The sequence below is a fragment of the Allofournierella sp. genome (assembly GCF_017889395.1).
Classification (GTDB): Bacteria; Bacillota; Clostridia; order Oscillospirales; family Ruminococcaceae; genus Allofournierella.
In genome coordinates this window covers 1-17,270 of record NZ_JAGHKE010000005.1, presented here as the reverse complement: position 1 = coordinate 17,270, position 17,270 = coordinate 1, and the positions used below count along the sequence as shown (strand labels likewise).

At 57.3% G+C, this 17,270-nt stretch carries 15 protein-coding genes, 2 tRNA genes and 1 pseudogene; 17 read left to right on the top strand and 1 reads right to left on the bottom strand.

Going from position 1 to position 17,270, the window contains the following annotated elements; all coding sequences use genetic code 11:
• The first annotated feature begins 10 nt into the window (after window positions 1-10).
• The 13 genes from lepA to J7G73_RS01190 all read left to right on the top strand — a co-directional run bounded on the left by lepA (window position 11) and on the right by J7G73_RS01190 (window position 10,507).
• The gene (lepA, locus tag J7G73_RS01250; protein WP_291244917.1) at window positions 11-1,816 is read left to right on the top strand and encodes a translation elongation factor 4; all 1,806 of its coding nucleotides are present in this window, start codon (window positions 11-13) and stop codon (window positions 1,814-1,816) included.
• A gap of 514 nt (window positions 1,817-2,330) precedes the next feature.
• Window positions 2,331-2,630, top strand: coding sequence for a helix-turn-helix transcriptional regulator (locus J7G73_RS01245; RefSeq protein ID WP_087295770.1), 300 nt, complete (start codon window positions 2,331-2,333; stop codon window positions 2,628-2,630).
• Complete coding sequence (locus tag J7G73_RS01240) at window positions 2,606-3,625, top strand: permease (protein WP_291244916.1); 1,020 nt, start codon at window positions 2,606-2,608, stop codon at window positions 3,623-3,625. The genes J7G73_RS01245 and J7G73_RS01240 overlap by 25 nt, the downstream gene beginning before the upstream one ends.
• An 18-nt stretch (window positions 3,626-3,643) precedes the next feature.
• Window positions 3,644-3,982, top strand: coding sequence for a thioredoxin family protein (locus J7G73_RS01235; RefSeq protein WP_087295772.1), 339 nt, complete (start codon window positions 3,644-3,646; stop codon window positions 3,980-3,982).
• A 3-nt stretch (window positions 3,983-3,985) separates the two neighbouring features.
• On the top strand, window positions 3,986-4,408 hold the full coding sequence (locus J7G73_RS01230) for an arsenate reductase ArsC (RefSeq protein WP_291244915.1): 423 nt from the start codon (window positions 3,986-3,988) through the stop codon (window positions 4,406-4,408).
• 238 nt (window positions 4,409-4,646) lie between these two features.
• Complete coding sequence (locus J7G73_RS01225) at window positions 4,647-6,200, top strand: O-antigen ligase (RefSeq protein ID WP_291244914.1); 1,554 nt, start codon at window positions 4,647-4,649, stop codon at window positions 6,198-6,200.
• Between the two features lie 29 nt (window positions 6,201-6,229).
• The gene (locus J7G73_RS01220; RefSeq protein WP_291244913.1) at window positions 6,230-6,610 is read left to right on the top strand and encodes a metalloregulator ArsR/SmtB family transcription factor; all 381 of its coding nucleotides are present in this window, start codon (window positions 6,230-6,232) and stop codon (window positions 6,608-6,610) included.
• A 50-nt stretch (window positions 6,611-6,660) separates the two neighbouring features.
• Window positions 6,661-6,876, top strand: a complete 216-nt coding sequence (locus tag J7G73_RS01215; RefSeq protein ID WP_291244912.1) for a cation transporter — start codon at window positions 6,661-6,663, stop codon at window positions 6,874-6,876.
• Window positions 6,877-6,930: 54 nt separating this feature from the next.
• On the top strand, window positions 6,931-8,802 hold the full coding sequence (locus J7G73_RS01210) for a heavy metal translocating P-type ATPase (RefSeq protein WP_291244911.1): 1,872 nt from the start codon (window positions 6,931-6,933) through the stop codon (window positions 8,800-8,802).
• 116 nt (window positions 8,803-8,918) lie between these two features.
• Window positions 8,919-9,170, top strand: coding sequence for a sporulation transcriptional regulator SpoIIID (locus J7G73_RS01205; RefSeq protein ID WP_291244910.1), 252 nt, complete (start codon window positions 8,919-8,921; stop codon window positions 9,168-9,170).
• Window positions 9,171-9,310: 140 nt separating this feature from the next.
• Window positions 9,311-10,162 carry an NAD(P)/FAD-dependent oxidoreductase gene (locus tag J7G73_RS01200; RefSeq protein ID WP_291244909.1) on the top strand — a complete coding sequence of 284 codons (852 nt, stop codon included), beginning with the start codon at window positions 9,311-9,313 and terminating at the stop codon, window positions 10,160-10,162.
• Window positions 10,163-10,317: 155 nt separating this feature from the next.
• Window positions 10,318-10,391: transfer RNA gene (locus J7G73_RS01195), tRNA-Gln, on the top strand.
• Window positions 10,392-10,431: 40 nt separating this feature from the next.
• Window positions 10,432-10,507, top strand: a tRNA-Pro gene (locus J7G73_RS01190).
• 66 nt (window positions 10,508-10,573) lie between these two features.
• On the opposite strand, the gene J7G73_RS01185 is transcribed toward J7G73_RS01190, so the two are convergent.
• Entirely contained in the window at window positions 10,574-12,187 is a 1,614-nt protein-coding gene (locus tag J7G73_RS01185; protein WP_291244933.1) for a recombinase family protein, read from the bottom strand.
• A 195-nt stretch (window positions 12,188-12,382) separates the two neighbouring features.
• Here J7G73_RS01185 and J7G73_RS13640 point away from each other — a divergent pair, with 195 nt between their 5' ends.
• The 4 genes and pseudogenes from J7G73_RS13640 to J7G73_RS13635 all read left to right on the top strand — a co-directional run.
• Entirely contained in the window at window positions 12,383-13,585 is a 1,203-nt protein-coding gene (locus J7G73_RS13640) for a helix-turn-helix domain-containing protein (protein WP_367113921.1), read from the top strand.
• A gap of 515 nt (window positions 13,586-14,100) precedes the next feature.
• Window positions 14,101-14,394, top strand: a complete 294-nt coding sequence (locus J7G73_RS01170) for a hypothetical protein (RefSeq protein ID WP_283619259.1) — start codon at window positions 14,101-14,103, stop codon at window positions 14,392-14,394.
• A gap of 61 nt (window positions 14,395-14,455) precedes the next feature.
• The gene (locus J7G73_RS01165) at window positions 14,456-14,899 is read left to right on the top strand and encodes a VapA/VapB family virulence-associated protein (protein WP_291244908.1); all 444 of its coding nucleotides are present in this window, start codon (window positions 14,456-14,458) and stop codon (window positions 14,897-14,899) included.
• A pseudogene (locus J7G73_RS13635) lies at window positions 14,900-17,270 on the top strand (hypothetical protein); the annotation flags it as partial. It lies immediately after the preceding gene.

Here is a 17,270-nt window from a genome sequence, read left to right as displayed (position 1 = left end):
GGAGACGTTTTTGGCAAGAGATAACATCCGCAATTTCTGCATCATTGCCCACATTGACCATGGCAAGAGCACCCTGGCCGACCGCATTCTGGAAAAGACCCACAGTGTGGACGAGCGCCAGATGGAGGACCAGCTGCTGGACAACATGGACCTGGAGCGGGAGCGCGGCATTACCATCAAGGCCCGCGCGGTGACCCTGAACTACAAGGCCCGTGACGGCAAGGATTACGAGTTCAACCTGATCGACACCCCGGGTCACGTGGACTTTGGCTACGAGGTGAGCCGCAGCCTGGCCGCCTGCGAGGGCGCGATCCTGGTGGTGGACTCCAGCCAGGGCGTGGAGGCCCAGACCCTGGCCAACACCTACATGGCTCTGGAGCACGACCTGGAGCTGGTGCCGATTCTGAACAAGATCGACCTGCCCAGCGCTGAGCCGGACCGTGTGGCTCAGGAAGTGGAGGATGTGATCGGTCTGCCCTGCCTGGACGCGCCCCGGGTATCGGCCAAGATGGGCATCGGCATCGAGGATACCCTGGAGCAGGTGATTCAGGACATTCCCGCCCCCACCGGCGACGAGAACGCCCCTCTGAAGGCCCTGATCTTCGACAGCGTTTACGACAGCTACAAGGGCGTAATCGTATACATCCGCGTATTTGACGGAACCGCGAAGGCGGGCGACACCGTGCGCATGATGGCCACCGGCGCGGAATTCACCCTGGTGGAGGTGGGCCGGATGGGCGCCACCAGCCTGACCCCCTGCGACAAGCTGCAGGCGGGCGAGGTAGGTTATCTGACCGCCAGCATCAAGACTGTACAGGATACCCGTGTGGGCGATACCGTGACCCTGGTATCCAACCCCACCCCGGAACCGCTGCCCGGCTACCGCAAGGTGACCCCCATGGTTTTCTGCGGTATCTACCCGGTCGACGGTTCCCAGTACCCGGACCTGAAGGACGCGCTGGAGAAGCTGCAGCTGAACGACGCGTCCCTGAGCTTTGAGCCGGAGACCAGTGTGGCGCTGGGCTTTGGCTTCCGCTGCGGTTTCCTGGGTCTTCTGCATCTGGACATCATCACCCAGCGTCTGGAGCGCGAGTTTGATCTGGACCTGATCACCACCGCGCCCAGCGTAGAATATCGCATCACCATGACCGATGGCGAGGTGAAGGTGATCGAGAACCCCTCCGACTACCCCGATCCGGGCCGGATCGCCAAGCAGGAGGAGCCGGTTGTGGATGCGCACATCTACACCCCCAGCGAGTATGTGGGCAGCCTGATGGATCTGTGCCAGGATCGGCGCGGTACCATGATCGACATGAAGTATCTGGACGCGACCCGTGTGGACCTGCACTACGAGCTGCCTCTGGGCGAGATCGTTTACGATTTCTTCGACGCCATCAAGAGCCGCAGCCGCGGTTACGCCAGCTACGATTACGAGATGAAGGGCTTCAAGGAGTCCAAGCTGGTGAAACTGGACATGCTGCTCAACGGCGACATGGTGGACGCCCTGTCCATGATCGTACATGCGGACAAGGCTTATGCCAAGGGCCGTCGTCTGGCGGAGCGTTTGAAGGAAAACATTCCCCGTCAGATGTTCGAGATTCCCATTCAGGCGGCTATTGGTGGCAAGGTCATTGCCCGCGAGACCGTAAAGGCCATGCGCAAGGACGTGCTGGCCAAGTGCTACGGCGGCGACATCACCCGTAAGAAAAAGCTGCTGGAAAAGCAGAAGGAAGGCAAAAAGAAGATGCGTCAGCTCGGCAGCGTAGAACTGCCCAGCGAGGCCTTCACCGCCGTCCTCAAACTGGACGAAGATTGATTTATCGGACTCGACCGTTGATTGGGGTGGAGCACGCAAGCCGGTACGCACCGGGCTTTCCTCAGCAAAAACCTCCGGCTGCCTTTTTTAGCGGACTCGACCGGCCATTGGGGTACGATACGCAAGTCGGTACGCACCGAGTTTTCCTCAACAAGATTCGCCAGCTGCCTTTGGCGGACTCGACCGGCCATTGGGGTACGATATGCAAGCCGGTACGCATAGGGCTTTTCTCATCAAAAGCCTCCAGCTGCCTTTTTGGCGGACCCGACCGGGCACCGGGGTGCGATACGCAAGCCGCTGGACCCGGTCCATTCAAATCCGTGCCGCTTTGCGGCACACCTTACTTCTTCACTCTTCACTTTTCACTATTCACTCAAAACTCCCCGGCGGCAGGTTCTTTCCTGCCCGCCGGGCTTTTTTATTTTTTCTGCTCCTTTTGCATTTCTCATATTGACATCTATCTATCTATGCAGTATACTCTCACATAGACAAATTTCTATGCGAGGTGATTTACATGGTCGCTGCCGATGTTGCCCTGCTCTGCAAGGCCCTTGGCGATACCAACCGGCTGCAGATCGTTCAGATGCTTTCCGATGGCGAAAAGTGTGGCTGCAAGCTGCTGGAACAGTTCCAGTTTACCCAGCCCACCCTTTCCCATCACATGAAGATTCTGTGCGAGTGCGGTCTGGTCAATGCCCGCAAGGAGGGCAAATGGTCCCATTATTCCCTGAACCGGGAGACTCTGGAGGCTCTGCAGTCCTTTCTGGGCGGTCTGGGCAAAAACTGTGAATGCAAGGAGGCGTGCTGCCAATGATCTGGACTTTTCTCCAGGACCAGATCTTGGGCATGAAATGGCTGAACAGCGCCATCGGTTCCCTTCTCAGCGCGCTTGGGTTGGACACCGCCTCCCGGCTGGGCGGCAGCCTGCAATTCTTTTTGTACGATGTAATTAAGATCACCATCCTGCTGTGTGCGCTGATCTTCCTTATCTCCTACATTCAAAGCTACTTCCCGCCCGAGCGCAGCAAAAAAATCATCGGTCGTTTCCACGGCCTGGGAGCCAACTGCATCGCCGCTCTTCTGGGCACCGTCACCCCCTTCTGCTCCTGCTCCTCCATCCCCCTGTTCATGGGCTTCACCAGCGCGGGTCTTCCCCTGGGTGTCACCTTCTCCTTTCTGATTTCTTCCCCCATGGTGGACCTGGGCAGCCTGATTCTGCTTGCCAGCATCTTTGGCGCCAAGGTGGCCGTGACCTATGTGATCATGGGCCTGGTCATCGCGGTGGCGGGCGGCAGCCTGATCGAGGCGCTGCACATGGAGCACCATGTGGAGGACTTCATCCTCAAGGCGGGCAGTGTGGACATTCAGGCCCCCACTCTGACCCGCAAAGACCGCCTGACCTATGCCAAGGAGCAGATGCTGGGCACCTTCCAAAAGGTTTTCCCCTACATTCTGGTGGGCGTGGGCATTGGAGCCATCATTCACAACTGGATTCCCGAGGCCTGGGTGGAGACCGTTCTGGGCAGCAGCAACCCCTTCGGCGTGATTCTGGCGGTTCTGGTGGGTGTTCCCATGTACGCGGACATCTTCGGTACCATTCCGGTGGCTGAAGCTTTGCTTTCCAAAGGCGCGCAGCTGGGTACCATCCTCAGCTTTATGATGGCGGTCACCACCCTGTCGCTGCCCTCCATGATTATGCTGCGCAAGGCCATCAAGCCCCGCCTGCTGGCCCTGTTTGTGGCCATCTGCACCATCGGTATCATCCTGGTGGGCTACTTTTTCAACGCAATTCAATTCCTTTTTGTTTAATCAGAGGAGGTTATTACAATGGGTTTGTTTTTCAAGAAGAAAAGTGACGCTCCGCAGGCTTCCTGCGGCTGCGGCACCGGCTGCGCTGCTCCTGTGGAAAGCGGCGACACCGGCCGGATGGTCAAGGTACTGGGCGGCGGCTGCGCCAAGTGCAACCAGCTGGAGGAAGCCGCCAAGGCTGCCATGACCGAGTTGGGCCTTACCCCCGAGGTGGACCACATCACTGATTTTTCCCAGATCGCTGCCTACGGCGTGATGACCACTCCTGCCCTGGTGGTCAACGGCAAGGTGGTGTGCTACGGCCGGGTGCCCGGCAAGGATGAGGTCAAGGACCTGATCCGGAAAGGAATGGAGTAAGCCATGGACCATACGATTCGCGTGGCCTTTGTCTGCGTGCACAACTCCTGCCGCAGCCAGATCGCCGAGGCTCTGGGCAAAAAGCTTGCAGCCGACGCCTTCGAGAGTTATTCTGCAGGTACCCAGACCAAGCCCCGCATCAATCAGGATGCCGTGCGCCTGATGAAGCAGCTGCACGGCATCGATATGGAAGAGACTCAGCGCAGCAAGCTGCTGGCCGAGCTGCCTCCGGTAGACATCGTGGTGACCATGGGCTGCAACGTGAGCTGCCCCACCCTGCCCTGCCGCCACCGGGAGGACTGGGGGCTGGAAGACCCCACCGGTCAGCCGGATGAGGCCTTCGAGGCCACCATCCAGGCCATTGAGCAAAAGGTGCTGGACCTGCGCAGCCGAATCCGAAACCGCTCTGTTCCCGGTCTTTTTTAAATCCGCTGTTTCACGCCTTGCCGGCTGGCCCTGTGCTCCGGCAAGGCTTTTTGTTTGCCCCGATTGCCATCTGTGCCGTTGTATTCTATAATGGATTCAGTTTGAATGGAACAGGACGTGTTATACCGTGCAATTTTCCGCCTTGCCTCCGGCTCGGCATTCGCCCGCTTCCCGCTGGGCGGCCATCTGGGTGTTCGGGCTTTGTCTGTGGCTCCCTCTTTATCTCCGAAACACCTATATGGATCTGATCCACGCGAAATTCGCGTTGCTTACGGCATTCGTTCTGCTGGGGCTTCTGGGCCTTGCGATCAGCGCGCTGACTGATCTCCGTGCATTCCGCCCCCTGCCGGGCCGCGTCAGCCCGGGCATGCTCTGGCTGCCCGCCTGGTGCGCAAGCTACCTGCTTGCGTGGCTGTTCAGCGAGAACCGCTTCGCCTCCCTTTGGGGCCTGACCGGGCGCAGAAACGGCCTGGCCTTGTTCGCCTGCTGCACCGCTTGTTACCTGCTCACCCGGCTTTTTTGTCCCGCCGGGCTGTATCAGGGACTCTGCCGTCTGTTTACCGGCTGCTCCTGTCTGATTGCTCTGTTGGGCATTCTGAACGCCTGGGGACTGGACCCTCTGGGCACTTACTACAGCCTGCTCCCCGACAACGGCTCTTTGTATCTGAGCACGATCGGCAATCTGAACTTCTTTGCAGCCTATTTATGCCTGTGTCTGCCTTTGGCGGTTCAAACCGCATTTCACGCACGCAGCGGACGCAGCCGGGCAGGGGTGGTACTTTGCTGTGTGGTGCTTCTGACCGGGCTGCTGATGGCCAGCACCGATGCCGCCTGGCTTTCGCTGGCGGTGATGCTGGCGGTTGTTTTCTGTGACCGCCGGCTGACCTGGCATGGCGCACGGCTCCTGTTTGCGATCGGCGCCATCTTTTGCGCCGTGGCCTTTCTCACCGAAATCTTCCTGAACTTTTTCCCTCTGCGAATGCCGCTTCGAACCGTTTCCGCCGTGCTCGTAAAGCCTTTTGTCTGTCTCCCCATCGGCGCACTGCTGCTTTTTCTGTTTTTTATCAGCCCGCGTCTGAAAAAAACGCCCTGCAAGCCGGCTCGCTTGCTGTTCGGCGGCTTGCTTCTTCTACTTCTGTGCGGCTTTTTGGTGCGTAACCTGTTCGGCCTTTCTCTGGGCCCTTTGGATTCCTTCTTCTGGCTGCGCTCCGGCTGGGGCTCCAATCGCTGGGATGTATGGGACGTGCTGGTCCGGCGCTATGCAAAGCTTCCGCTGCTGCAAAAGCTGGTGGGCGTTGGTGCGGATGGCGTAGATGCCCTGCTGAACCCCTATTACACACAGGCGCTGATCGCACTGAACGGCGATACCTTTGATTCCGCCCACAACGAATACCTGCAGCATCTGCTTTGCGGCGGATTGCTGGGTCTTGTCTGCTGGTGCGGCTTTTTGTTCACTCACATCCGCAATGCATTCCGCCGCGTTCCCTTCCTCGCCACTGCTCTGATCGGCTATGCGGTGCAGGCCTTTTTCAGCATCACCACCCCCATGCTGATCGTCCCGGTCTGTCTGCTGGCAGCCTTCTCCGCCGCCCCCGCAGAGCAGCAGCCCATCACGCTGGATCGCTGGTATTTCTTCCTCGGCAGCACACTTCTGTTTCCCGCGCTGGTGGTAATGTGGATGCCTTTTTACAAAACCATCCATTCGCCCTTTTGGGTTCCCGAATGGATGGTTTTTGTTTGCTATTTGCTTGACAGCCGACTAACTGCGTGCTATAATAAAACCAACACATGAACACTTATTCATATGTGAGGTGATTTTATATGACTCCCCACGAGCATCCGGCGGAGCACAAGGCAAATCCTGCCGTGGAATCCGCGCCCCTTCACCCGGACGCGGTGGAAAAGGTGCGCGCCAACCTGCCGGACGATGAGTTTCTCTACGATCTGGCCGAGCTGTTCAAGGTCTTCGGCGACTCCACCCGCATCAAGGTGCTGTTCGCCCTGTTTGAAAGCGAGCTGTGCGTGGGCGACATCGCCCAGGTTCTGGGGCTTTCCCAGTCGGCGGTGAGCCACCAGCTGCGGATTCTGAAGCAGTCCAAGCTGGTCAAGTTCCGCCGGGAGGGCAAGGCCGTTTATTACTCACTGGACGACGATCACGTGCGGTCTATGCTTTCCATGGGCGCCGAGCATGTGGAGGAATGACCCTTCTTCCTTATTATGAAATAACATACACTGCAAAGGAGTTTTGAATCATGCAAAAGAAATTCAGCATCGACGTGGATTGTGCCAACTGCGCCGCCAAGGTGGAAGCCGCCGTGGCCCAGATTCCCGGCGTGAAGAGCGCCGCCGTCAGCTTTATGGCCCAGAAGCTGGTCATCGACGCGGAGGAGGCAGACTTTGCCCGCATCCTGAAGGAGGTGGCCAAGGCCGGCCGCCGCATCGACCCGGATTTCGCCATCGATTTCTGAACCGGGGCTATCCCCCGGCAAAACGGGCCTTCGGCCCTGCTTGAGGTGTTACCTATGACAAGAAAACAGACCCGCATGCTGCGCCGTATCCTGATTTCCATTGCGACGCTGGCGGCGGTTTGGGTGCTCTGCGCTTTTGTGCCCCTGCCCTGGTACGCACAGTTGGCGCTGTATCTCATCCCCTATCTGATCATCGGCTATGACGTGCTGCGCAAGGCCTTCCTGGGCGTGGTGCAGGGCGAGATCTTCGACGAGAACTTCCTCATGGCCATCGCCACCGTGGGCGCGCTGGCCCTGCAGGAGTACCGGGAGGCCGCCGCCGTTATGCTGTTCTACCAGATCGGCGAGCTGTTCCAGAGCTACGCGGTGGGCAAGAGCCGGAAAAACATCGCCGCCCTGATGGACATCCGCCCCGATTACGCCAACCTGGAGACCGGTGAAGGCGTGCAGCAGGTGGACCCGGACACCGTGGCCGTGGGCGACGTGATCCTGATCCGCCCCGGCGAAAAAATCCCCCTGGACGGCGTTGTGCTGGAGGGCAGCGGCACCATCAACACCAGCGCCCTCACCGGCGAGAGCCGCCCCCGTCGGGTAAGCCCCGGGGACGATGTGATCTCCGGCTGCGTGAACCAGGACGAAGTGCTGCGGGTGAAGGTATCCAAGCCCTTCGGCCAGTCCACCGTGGCCCGCATTCTGGAGCTGGTGGAGAACTCCAGCCTGAAAAAGGCCAAGGCGGAAAACTTCATCACCAAGTTCGCCCGCTACTATACTCCCGCCGTCTGCATCGGCGCGGCGGCGCTGGCCATCCTGCCCAGCCTGTTCACCGGCCAGTGGGGCGTCTGGGTGAGCCGCGCGCTCACCTTCCTGGTCATCAGCTGCCCCTGCGCGCTGGTCATCAGCATCCCCCTCACCTTCTTCGGCGGCATCGGCGGCGCTTCCCGCAGCGGCATCCTGATCAAGGGCGGCAACTATCTGGAGGCCCTGGCCCAGGTGAAGACCATCGTGTTCGACAAGACCGGCACCCTGACCCAGGGCGTGTTCCAGGTGACCGGCGTGTTCCCCGCCGAGGGCTTCACCGAGGACACCCTGCTGGAGACCGCCGCTCTGGCCGAGAGCTGGTCCAGCCATCCCATCGCCCAGAGCCTGCGGGCCGCCTGGGGCAAGCCGCTGGATTCCGGCCGCACCCGGCAGGTACATGAGGAAGCCGGTCACGGCCTTACCGCCCAGGTGGACGGTGTACCGGTTGCCGCCGGCAACGCCCGTCTGATGGAGCAGCAGGGCGTGCAGATCCCTCAGAGCAGCAAGCCCGCCGAGGGCGCTACCGTGGTGTATCTGGCCATCAATGGTGCCTACGCAGGCTTTTTGCAGATCAGCGATGTGGAGAAGCCCACCTCTGCCCAGGCCATCCAAAGCCTGAAGCGGCAGGGCATCCGCACCGTGATGCTTACCGGCGACGCCAAGGCCGCCGCTCATCAGGTGGCTCAGCGCCTCGGCCTGGACGACTACCACGCTCAGCTGCTGCCCGGCGACAAGGTGGAAAAGCTGGAGCAGCTGCTGAACGCCAAAGCTCCGAACACCACCCTGGCCTTTGTGGGCGACGGCATCAACGACGCGCCGGTGCTGCGCCGGGCGGATGTGGGCATCGCCATGGGCAGCCTGGGTTCCGACGCGGCCATTGAAGCGGCGGACGTGGTTCTGATGGACGACGACCCCGCCAAGCTGCCGCTGGCTTTGCGCATCGCCCGCAAGTGCCGCCGCATCGTGTACCAGAACATCGTGTTTGCCCTAGCAGTGAAGTTTTTGTGCCTGCTGCTGGGCGCGGTGGGCATCGCCAACATGTGGTGGGCGGTGTTCGCGGATGTGGGCGTGATGGTGCTGGCTGTGCTGAACGCCACCCGCATGCTGCGGCCGGTCAAGCCAGAATAATTCCACTTTATCCCCTGGAAGACAACCTCTTCCAGGGGATTTTGTTTGCCCGCATAGCGCGTTTCGCGCCCGCATACACATGAAATAAAACTCATGTGTGGGGGGGATGCGCAGTTATGAAAGGCAACCCGGAGGAGCGGGCTGTGCTGCTGGGCGAATACATCGCCTGCACCGGCGCCACGGTGCGCGCCGCGGCCGACCGCTTCGGCATCTCAAAAAGTACCGTCCACAAGGACGTGACGACTCGTTTGCGCCATCTGGACCCGGAGCTGTTCCGCCGGGCGCAGGTGGTACTGGAACGGAACAAGGCGGAACGCCATCTGCGGGGCGGAGCCGCTACCCGCAAAAAATATGCACACCCACCCTGAGCGCCGTCTGTGACCAGATTCCTTTTCCCTTTGTGTGAAATCGGGTATAATAAAGAAAAAACAATCACCGCCCGGCCTGTTGTGTGATCCTTCTGGATGCCTGCGGGCAAAGCGGTTTTCACACACAAGGGAGGATCTTCATGGATCGATTCGACTGCGCCGTGATCGGCGGCGGCCCCGCCGGGCTTTCGGCGGCCATCAATCTGCATCAGCGCGGCAAGACCGTTCAGGTTCTGGGCGCAGCGCCTGGCTTTCTGGCCAAGGCCGAGCAGGTGGACAACTACCTGGGCATGCCCGGTGTGACCGGCGAGGAGATGCTGCGCCAGTTCTCCGCTCATGCGGCGGCGATGGGCATCCAGGCGCTGCCCGGCCGGGTAGCCAACATCCTGCCCATGGGTAACGGCTTTATGATCAACTTCAACGGCGAGATTCTGGAAAGCCGCACCGTGATCCTGGCCTGCGGCATTGCCCGGGCCAAGCCGGTGCCCGGCGAGGCAGAATTCCTGGGCCGTGGCGTTTCCTACTGCGCCACCTGCGACGGCATGCTCTACCGGGGCAAAAAGCTGCTGGTCTGGGGGCTTTCGCCAGAGGCTGCCCACGAGGCCAACTTCCTGGATTCCATCGGCTGTCAGGTAAGCTTTGTGGCCGCCAAGCAGCCGCCGGAGCTGCGAGAAAGCGTGCGTTTTATCCCCGGCAACCTGAAAGCGGTGGGTGGCGAAGAGGTGGTACAGTGGGCTCAGATCGGCCCGAAGCAGGAAGCCTTCGACGGCGTGTTCATCCTGCGCAGCGCCATTGCGCCGAATACCCTGCTGCCCGGTCTTGCCATTGAAAACGGCTCGGTGCCGGTGGACCGCAATATGGCCACCAATCTGCCCGGCGTGTTCGCAGCGGGCGACGTGACCGGCGCGCCTTTGCAGGTGGCCAAGGCGGTGGGCGAAGGCCTGATCGCCGGACTGAGCGCGGCGGACTATCTGGACAAAAACCCCGCCTAATTTTTCTTTCAGCGCACCCAGCGGGGACCGCAGATCACCATGCGGTCCCCGCGTTTCTTTTTTCGGTATTTTTTGAAAAAAGGGGTTGACATTTACAAAACCCGACGGTATAATAATAAAGCACTCAGGGCACGGCCCCAGAGAGCAGAAAATATTGGAGAATTGTGTAAGGGTAGCACGACAGACTCTGACTCTGTTTGTGAGGGTTCGAATCCTTCTTCTCCAACCAGAAATAGCAGCAGCCCGCACGCTGCTGCTATTTTTTACATCGGGGTGTAGCGCAGTTGGTAGCGCGCCTGGTTCGGGACCAGGAAGCCGTGGGTTCAAGTCCCGTCACTCCGACCATGCGGAGTATCATTAAAGGATCTGAAAAGGTCTGCTGATGATACTCCGCATTTTTTATTTCCAAGTTTATATGGCAATCTGTGCGGGGGCGTAGCTTAATGCTACGCCTTTTCTCGTTTCCAAAAGAATGTCCCGCTCGGGGATCTTCCGGCGATCCGGCACCTCAAAGGCTCCAATGCAGTTGTAGTGGATCGTCACCCGCTGATTGGTAACGCCGTCCTCTTTGACCGCAGGATAAACCTCGATGTACTGAATGAGCTCGGCAACCATGCGTTTGGTGATGGTGGTGGCGTCGGTGTAGCGGCGCACCGTTTCCAGAAAGGTGTCCACATCCATCCGCTTATCTTCCAGCTTTTTCAGCTCCAGTCGTAGCGCCTTGATCCGCCCGGCGTTTTCGCCCTGTTCCTGCTCATACCGCTTGGACATTTTGGAAAACCGAGCATCGTCGATCTTGCCGGACACATTGTCCTCATAGAGCCGTTCAAAGAGCATATCCAGCTCCTTGTCCCGGGCCAACAGCCCGTCCAACTCCCGCTTCTTGCGTACCCTGTCATTTTCCGCTACCTTGGCGGAGCGGCCCACCATCGCCTTGATGAAGTCGTTTTCATACTCATTAGCAAAGCAAGCCAGCCTATGCACCTCATAGAGCACAACCTGCTCCAAGAAGTCCAGTCGGATATAATGGGTAGACGAGCATTTGCGGAGCCCGGAATTGTGGTTGTTGCAGCTAAAGAACTTGATGTCGTGGTTGCCCTGGTTGAAGTGGAAAGTCAGATTACCGCCACACTCCGGGCATTTCATATAGCCGCAAAAGGCGCTGGACTCCTTTGTTACGGTAGGCCGCCTGCGCCGGGTGGTTTGCAGGCTTTGCACCTTTTCCCAAGTCACACGGTCAATGATGGGCTCATGGACATTGAGGAAGATTGCCCGGTTTTCCTCCGGGTTTTCAATCCGGCGCTTCATTTTGTAGGACTTGGAATAGGTCTTGAAGTTAATTACATCGCCGCAGTATTCCTGCAAGGTAAGGATTTTCTTGACGGTGGTGTGGTTCCACTTGGTAGGCTCCAGCGTGCTTTTGGAGCCGCCCTTGCTAATCCCCTTGATGGTTCGATAGGCAGAGGGGTTCAGCGCCCCCATATTCCCCAGCGCCGTGGCGATCTGTAAGGGGCCATTGCCCTCCAAGGCCAGACGGTAGATGCAGCGCACCACCTCGGCAGCGTCCGGGTCAATCACCCAAAACCGGGGATCGTCCGGTTTTTTCATGTAGCCGTAGGGCGGCGGCGAAAGCGGAATCCCGGCGTTGCCTTTCATCTTGTTGACAATCCGGCGCTTCTTGGAGATGTCCTTGGCGTAGTATTCATTCATAATGTTCTTAAACGGGGTGAAATCGTCCTCGCCCTCGTCACTGTCCACGCCATCGGAAACGGCCACCAGCCGCACATCATGGAGCGGGAAAAACTCTTCGGTGAGCTTGCCCACCTCAATATAGTTTCGGCCCAGTCGGGAGAGGTCTTTCACGAACACCGCCGAGATGTACCCGGCCTCGATTGCGGCGATCATTTTCTGAAAACCGGGGCGCTTCATGGTGGTTCCGGTGATGCCGTCATCCACGAAAAAGATGGTGTCAGTATAGCCTTTTTCCTTGGAAGCCTTTTGGAGAATCTTCTTTTGGAAAGCGATTTGTCAAGGGTGTTTTTTCTTTGCCATGTTTGAATCTTTTTCTTTGCCATGTTTGAATCTGTCTTGCAGCAATATTTGTGCCTACATATAGGATGCCAGAGTATCGAAAACATTGAAACTCTACGAGTAATCGTATATAATAAAAATGGTCATACATTTACCAAACACAAACGATTTCCATACAGGAGGTGTGAGATGGAAGGTTATATATCTATCCGGGAGGCGGCTGAAAAATGGGGTGTGTCCGAGCGCCGGATCAACCAATACTGCTCCGAGGGGCGCATCCCCGGTGCGGAACGGTTTGGCACTTCGTGGGCTATCCCGGAAAGTGCGGAGAAACCCGGCGATCCCCGCAAGCAGAAAAAACAGGCGGCTCCCCCAAAGCCGAAAAAAGCGCCGGAGCTGTTCCCCGGCTTTATGCCCCTGATTAACACGCCCTTTGAGCCGGGGCGCTGTATGCAGACGATTCAAAAAATGAAAGCCGGACCGAAAAGGGACATCGCTCTGGCGGAGTATCACTATTTCAGCGGACAGGCGGAAAAAGCCATGCAGGAAACCGAGGTTTATCTTACGGCGGCTGACAGCGGCATCCGTCTTTCTGCCTGCTGGATTTTTGCATATTCCTGCCTGACCATGGGACGGATTGACCATGCCCGATATGCACTGGACGAGATTAAAAGCACATTGGCTGCGGATGGGCAAACCGCCTCGCCGGTTCGTGCTATGGAAGCCTTTGTTGCGTTTGGGGCGGCGGTGCTGCTGCACCTGCCGCTGCCGGAGGAAATGCCTCCCGCAGAAGATTTTCTGCCGCTGCTGCCGCCTGGTGTGCGAGCCTTTGCGCTGTATGTGCAGGCGCACTATCTCTACTTGAAAGAGGAATACAGCCACAGCGCCGGGATCGTCGAGGCTGCCCTTGCCATGGGCGCATCCGCTTATCCCATTTCCGCCATCTACCTGCATCTGGTGGCGGTGATGGACTACATGAGCATGAAGCAGACCGACCGCGCTCAGGCGCATCTTCTGACGGCATGGGAGGTTGCACGCCCGGACGATCTGATCGAGGGCTTTGGGGAACACCACGGACTTTTGGGGGCCATGCTGGAGGCGGCCATCAAACCAAAATGGCCGGAAGATTTCAAAAGAATTATCGACATTACCTATCGTTTCTCTTCCGGCTGGCGTAGAGTTCATAACCCGGTCACCGGGCATGATGTGGCGGACGATTTGACCACCACCGAGTTTGCGATTGCGATGCTGGCAGCCCGTAACTGGACGACCCAGGAAATCGCGGAACACCTTGATATTTCGGCAAATACGGTCAAAAAGCACATCTTTGAAGCCATGCGGAAATTGGGTATCAAGAACCGGAAAGACCTCAAAAAATATATGCTGCAATGATGCCGCAGAGGGAAAAAACCACGGCTTTTTCCCTCCGGGGGTCACCCGTTTTGGGGGGCCAAACGGGTAATAGGCAAACCTGTTTTTTTGTAGTATAAATGAAGCTGTGTTAATTTCCAAACACAATAACATGAAGGCGGCGATGCTTACAGGCAAAGGGCGGGGAGAAAAATGAAAGTTTACAGAAAAGGTCTTGACAAATGGGATTTAACCCCCATAATTAGACAGACAGATAAGGTAAGTCTGTCCGTTTTTCCTGCCCTGAATTTCATATTGCCATACAAAAGGACGTGCTGCGTCCACAGGTTTTCTGTGGGCGTGGTGCGTCCTTTTTTTGTTTGGAAATCCCCGCGATTACCGGAAAGGGGGTGTCCGTAGTTGTGCAGCCATCGGACTTTGTATGGCGGTTATAAAAAACAGATAAAGGCGCAAATGCGCCGCACCCTCACCGGCGTTTTCATTCCAGAGGCTTGATGATACCAAAACACCGAAACCAATGGGAAGGAGGCTGTGTGATGGAGCAGTACAATCGGTATGAATTTGAGGGCGAAGTGGTGGAAGTCCCCGTATTTTGGGACGACCATCTCCAAAGAGAGGTGGAGGACTACGAGGACTACTGCAAACAGCCCGGTCATACCCCGTCAGGCCGTCCTGTTCTTTTGAATTTTGAGGACGCCTGCCCCCATGCGGACATGGTGGATGATGACCCGTTGAGTATTGACTGCGGCTCCTGCCGCCATTACCACCAGTTCCCCGGCTCTCTGCTGGGGGTCTGCCGCAACGAAAAAATGCGCTCCGGCAGCGGATAATAGCACCGGAGCAAACACGGTCAACATGATGGCGCACTGCGCCGCGAAAGGAGAATTTGATATGAGTGAAAACAAAAAACTGAACGAACAGATTGCACAGGATTTTTACAACAACTTCAAAGGAAAACTTGAGGACGAGCAACTGGATCAGGTGGTGCAGGAAATCAAATGCACCGAAAACAAGTACCACACACAGGGGTCTTTGATCTGTGCGGTTTTCTATTTCCGTGTGACGGTTGGCGGCTATGGCGATGTGAAAAAACAGTTCACCGGAAATGGCGGCGGCGGTGGTTTGCCCGGCGCACAGGCTTTGATTGGAGACCTTTATACAAGTGATCTGGAAAGATTGTACCGTGATACGGACAGCTTTCAGTTTACGGTTACCCCGGTATATACAAGCGTCCTGTTCTTTGATAAGAGTTCCCGTCTGCTGGGACACTATCAGGCGGGGGCGGTTTCCACTCCGACCGGCGGTATTGGCGGTGGTAAAGGGAGTTGGGAATAAATGAAAAACAAGGAATTTAACATTATGAAAAAACGATTTTTAGCCGCGCTGCTCTGCCTGTGCCTGCTGGTGGGGCTGGTGCCGGGCATGGGCACGACTGCTTTTGCCGCAAGCGACCACAATATTGGCGACATCGTGACCTTTGCCGGGTATGACTGGTACATCATCGGCACCGAAAGTGATGGCGTAAAAGCCCCCTCTGGCTGCTACACCCTGTTTGCCAAAAACAATGACTTTGAGCAAACACAATTTAATTCTGAAAATAACGTGGCGTACATAAACACCGTCATTAAAACGAAGATGGAGGAGATAGCAAACGGATTTTCCGCTGAGGACAAAGCCAACATTGTTGATCGTGAAACGTTAGATGATATCCACGGATATACTCCGACAAATCAGTCAGTATGGCCGATTGGTTTGGTCGAGTTGAATTCGTTAGGCTCAAATATAAAAGAGTTTGAAGCGGATTATTATACTCGCACTGGTATATTTGATACTTCCATGTTTTTCGCGTATTTCTATCAAGTCTCGAATGGAACGACCCAGACCTGCAATCCAAAGGAAACCAAGGCTGTCCGCCCCGCCCTGTATGTGAAAGCCGAGGCGCTGCCGGAAAAGGTTGAGGGAATCCAGGTGGCGTTCGGCGGCCAGTGGTGGTATGTGGTGGGCCAAGGGGAAAAAGGCTCGGTGCCCGGCCCGGAGAACACCGTCACCCTGTTTGAAAATCCGCGGGAAGCCATGGGCGCCCAAGTCATCCTGGCAAAAACTAACTCGTCAAACTATCTTGGCAGCGATTTGCAACAAAAAATGGCAGATTTTAGCTCCAATCTTAATTTGGCCGGCAAAGAAAGTTCCCTCATCGTTCCCCGCACTCTCACTTCCGCGGACGGGATCAGCGGTGAAACGGCGCATGATCAGCCGTTCTGGCCCCTGTCCAAAGACGAAGCGGACAGAACCGACGCCGAAATCCTCAAGAGTGAACTCTATGACGATGTGTCGTCTGTCGATCGTTACTGGCTGCGTACGACATGCGATACTACGAGTTTGCCTACTGTCTATGCCGTGAAGGGAATAGACGGAACAGTGGTGAGTGATTATAGCACGAGTAATTATGGTGTGCGCCCAGCCTTCTATCTGGACATTTCCGATGCGTTCTACCTTGCAAAAGACGCCAAAAGGGTAACGATTGGCGGAGTCCCCTATCCGCTGGTGCTGGAAGGCTTTGAGGAATATAAATATACCATTTTTGACGATAGTTTGAAGCTGTCCGTGACCGCCGACCCCGCACAGGCGGCCCAGACCGGCGAAACCCTCTCCTTTGGCTATGTTGCCAACACCGGCGAAAATCAGTACCTTTCTTGCGTGCTGACCCCGGACGGCAGCACGGACGTTCTCTATTACAACAAGCTGGTCGAACTGAGCGATACCGCCGCCGCCAGCGGCACGGTCAACATCCCCCTGACCGGCGTTTCGGATGGGAACTACACCCTGCGGCTCTATACAGAGCAGGAAAACAATAGAAGCACCGACTTTGCCAGCCGCACGGTGAATGTTCAGATTACTGTGAAAGACGGCACAGCGTCCATCCGTGATCTGGGTAACATTCAACTGGTGGGCGATTCCGGCGGACAGGATGGCCGCGAAGTAGAACTGCGGAACAACGGCACACAAATTCAATGGAAATACACGGACGAGCCGGACACCGCCTGGCGTGACCTGGTGGCGCTGGATGCCATCACCGGCGGCGACGGCAGAGAAGTGGAACTGCAAGTAGCCAATGGCTATATTCAGTGGCGATACACCACCGGCGAGGACACCGCCTGGAAAAACCTGATGCCCCTTTCCGACCTGAAAGGCGAGGACGGTGAAGATGGCCGTGAGGTAGAACTGAAAAACGACGGCAGCAGCATCCTTTGGCGCTATGTGGGCGAGGGTGATGACAAATGGCGGCCTTTGGTTGACCTCTCCGATATTACCGGCTCGGACGGTGCGGACGGCAAACAGGTGGAGCTTCGCGTCGAGGGCGGCTACATCCAATGGAAATATGACGCGGACAGCGACTGGCAAAACCTGATTGCCCTGTCTGCCCTGCAAGGGATCAAAGGCGACAAGGGTGATCCCGGTGAAGATGGCGATACCCCCTACATAGGCGACAACGGCAACTGGTGGATCGGCGGCGTTGACACCGGCATCAAGGCCGAGGGCAGCGACGGTGCGGACGGTTCCGATGGCTCCGATGGTAAAGACGGTCAGGACGGCAAAGACGGCGAGGACGGAAAGGATGGCCTGACCCCGTATATCGGCAGCAACGGCAACTGGTGGATTGGAACCACCGATACCGGCATTAAGGCCGCAGGTGTCAATGGCGCAG

What these genes read in the sequence shown, in the direction of transcription:
- J7G73_RS01240 (WP_291244916.1), top strand. Translation starts at nt 2,606, where the DNA reads ATGCAAGGAGGCGTGCTGCCAATGATCTGGACTTTTCTCCAGGACCAG.
- J7G73_RS01170 (WP_283619259.1), top strand. Translation starts at nt 14,101, where the DNA reads ATGGAGCAGTACAATCGGTATGAATTTGAGGGCGAAGTGGTGGAAGTC.
- J7G73_RS01235 (WP_087295772.1), top strand. Translation starts at nt 3,644, where the DNA reads ATGGGTTTGTTTTTCAAGAAGAAAAGTGACGCTCCGCAGGCTTCCTGC.
- J7G73_RS01220 (WP_291244913.1), top strand. Translation starts at nt 6,230, where the DNA reads ATGACTCCCCACGAGCATCCGGCGGAGCACAAGGCAAATCCTGCCGTG.
- J7G73_RS13640 (WP_367113921.1), top strand. Translation starts at nt 12,383, where the DNA reads ATGGAAGGTTATATATCTATCCGGGAGGCGGCTGAAAAATGGGGTGTG.
- J7G73_RS01230 (WP_291244915.1), top strand. Translation starts at nt 3,986, where the DNA reads ATGGACCATACGATTCGCGTGGCCTTTGTCTGCGTGCACAACTCCTGC.
- J7G73_RS01165 (WP_291244908.1), top strand. Translation starts at nt 14,456, where the DNA reads ATGAGTGAAAACAAAAAACTGAACGAACAGATTGCACAGGATTTTTAC.
- J7G73_RS01225 (WP_291244914.1), top strand. Translation starts at nt 4,647, where the DNA reads ATGGATCTGATCCACGCGAAATTCGCGTTGCTTACGGCATTCGTTCTG.
- J7G73_RS01205 (WP_291244910.1), top strand. Translation starts at nt 8,919, where the DNA reads ATGAAAGGCAACCCGGAGGAGCGGGCTGTGCTGCTGGGCGAATACATC.
- J7G73_RS01215 (WP_291244912.1), top strand. Translation starts at nt 6,661, where the DNA reads ATGCAAAAGAAATTCAGCATCGACGTGGATTGTGCCAACTGCGCCGCC.
- J7G73_RS01200 (WP_291244909.1), top strand. Translation starts at nt 9,311, where the DNA reads ATGGATCGATTCGACTGCGCCGTGATCGGCGGCGGCCCCGCCGGGCTT.
- J7G73_RS01245 (WP_087295770.1), top strand. Translation starts at nt 2,331, where the DNA reads ATGGTCGCTGCCGATGTTGCCCTGCTCTGCAAGGCCCTTGGCGATACC.
- J7G73_RS01210 (WP_291244911.1), top strand. Translation starts at nt 6,931, where the DNA reads ATGACAAGAAAACAGACCCGCATGCTGCGCCGTATCCTGATTTCCATT.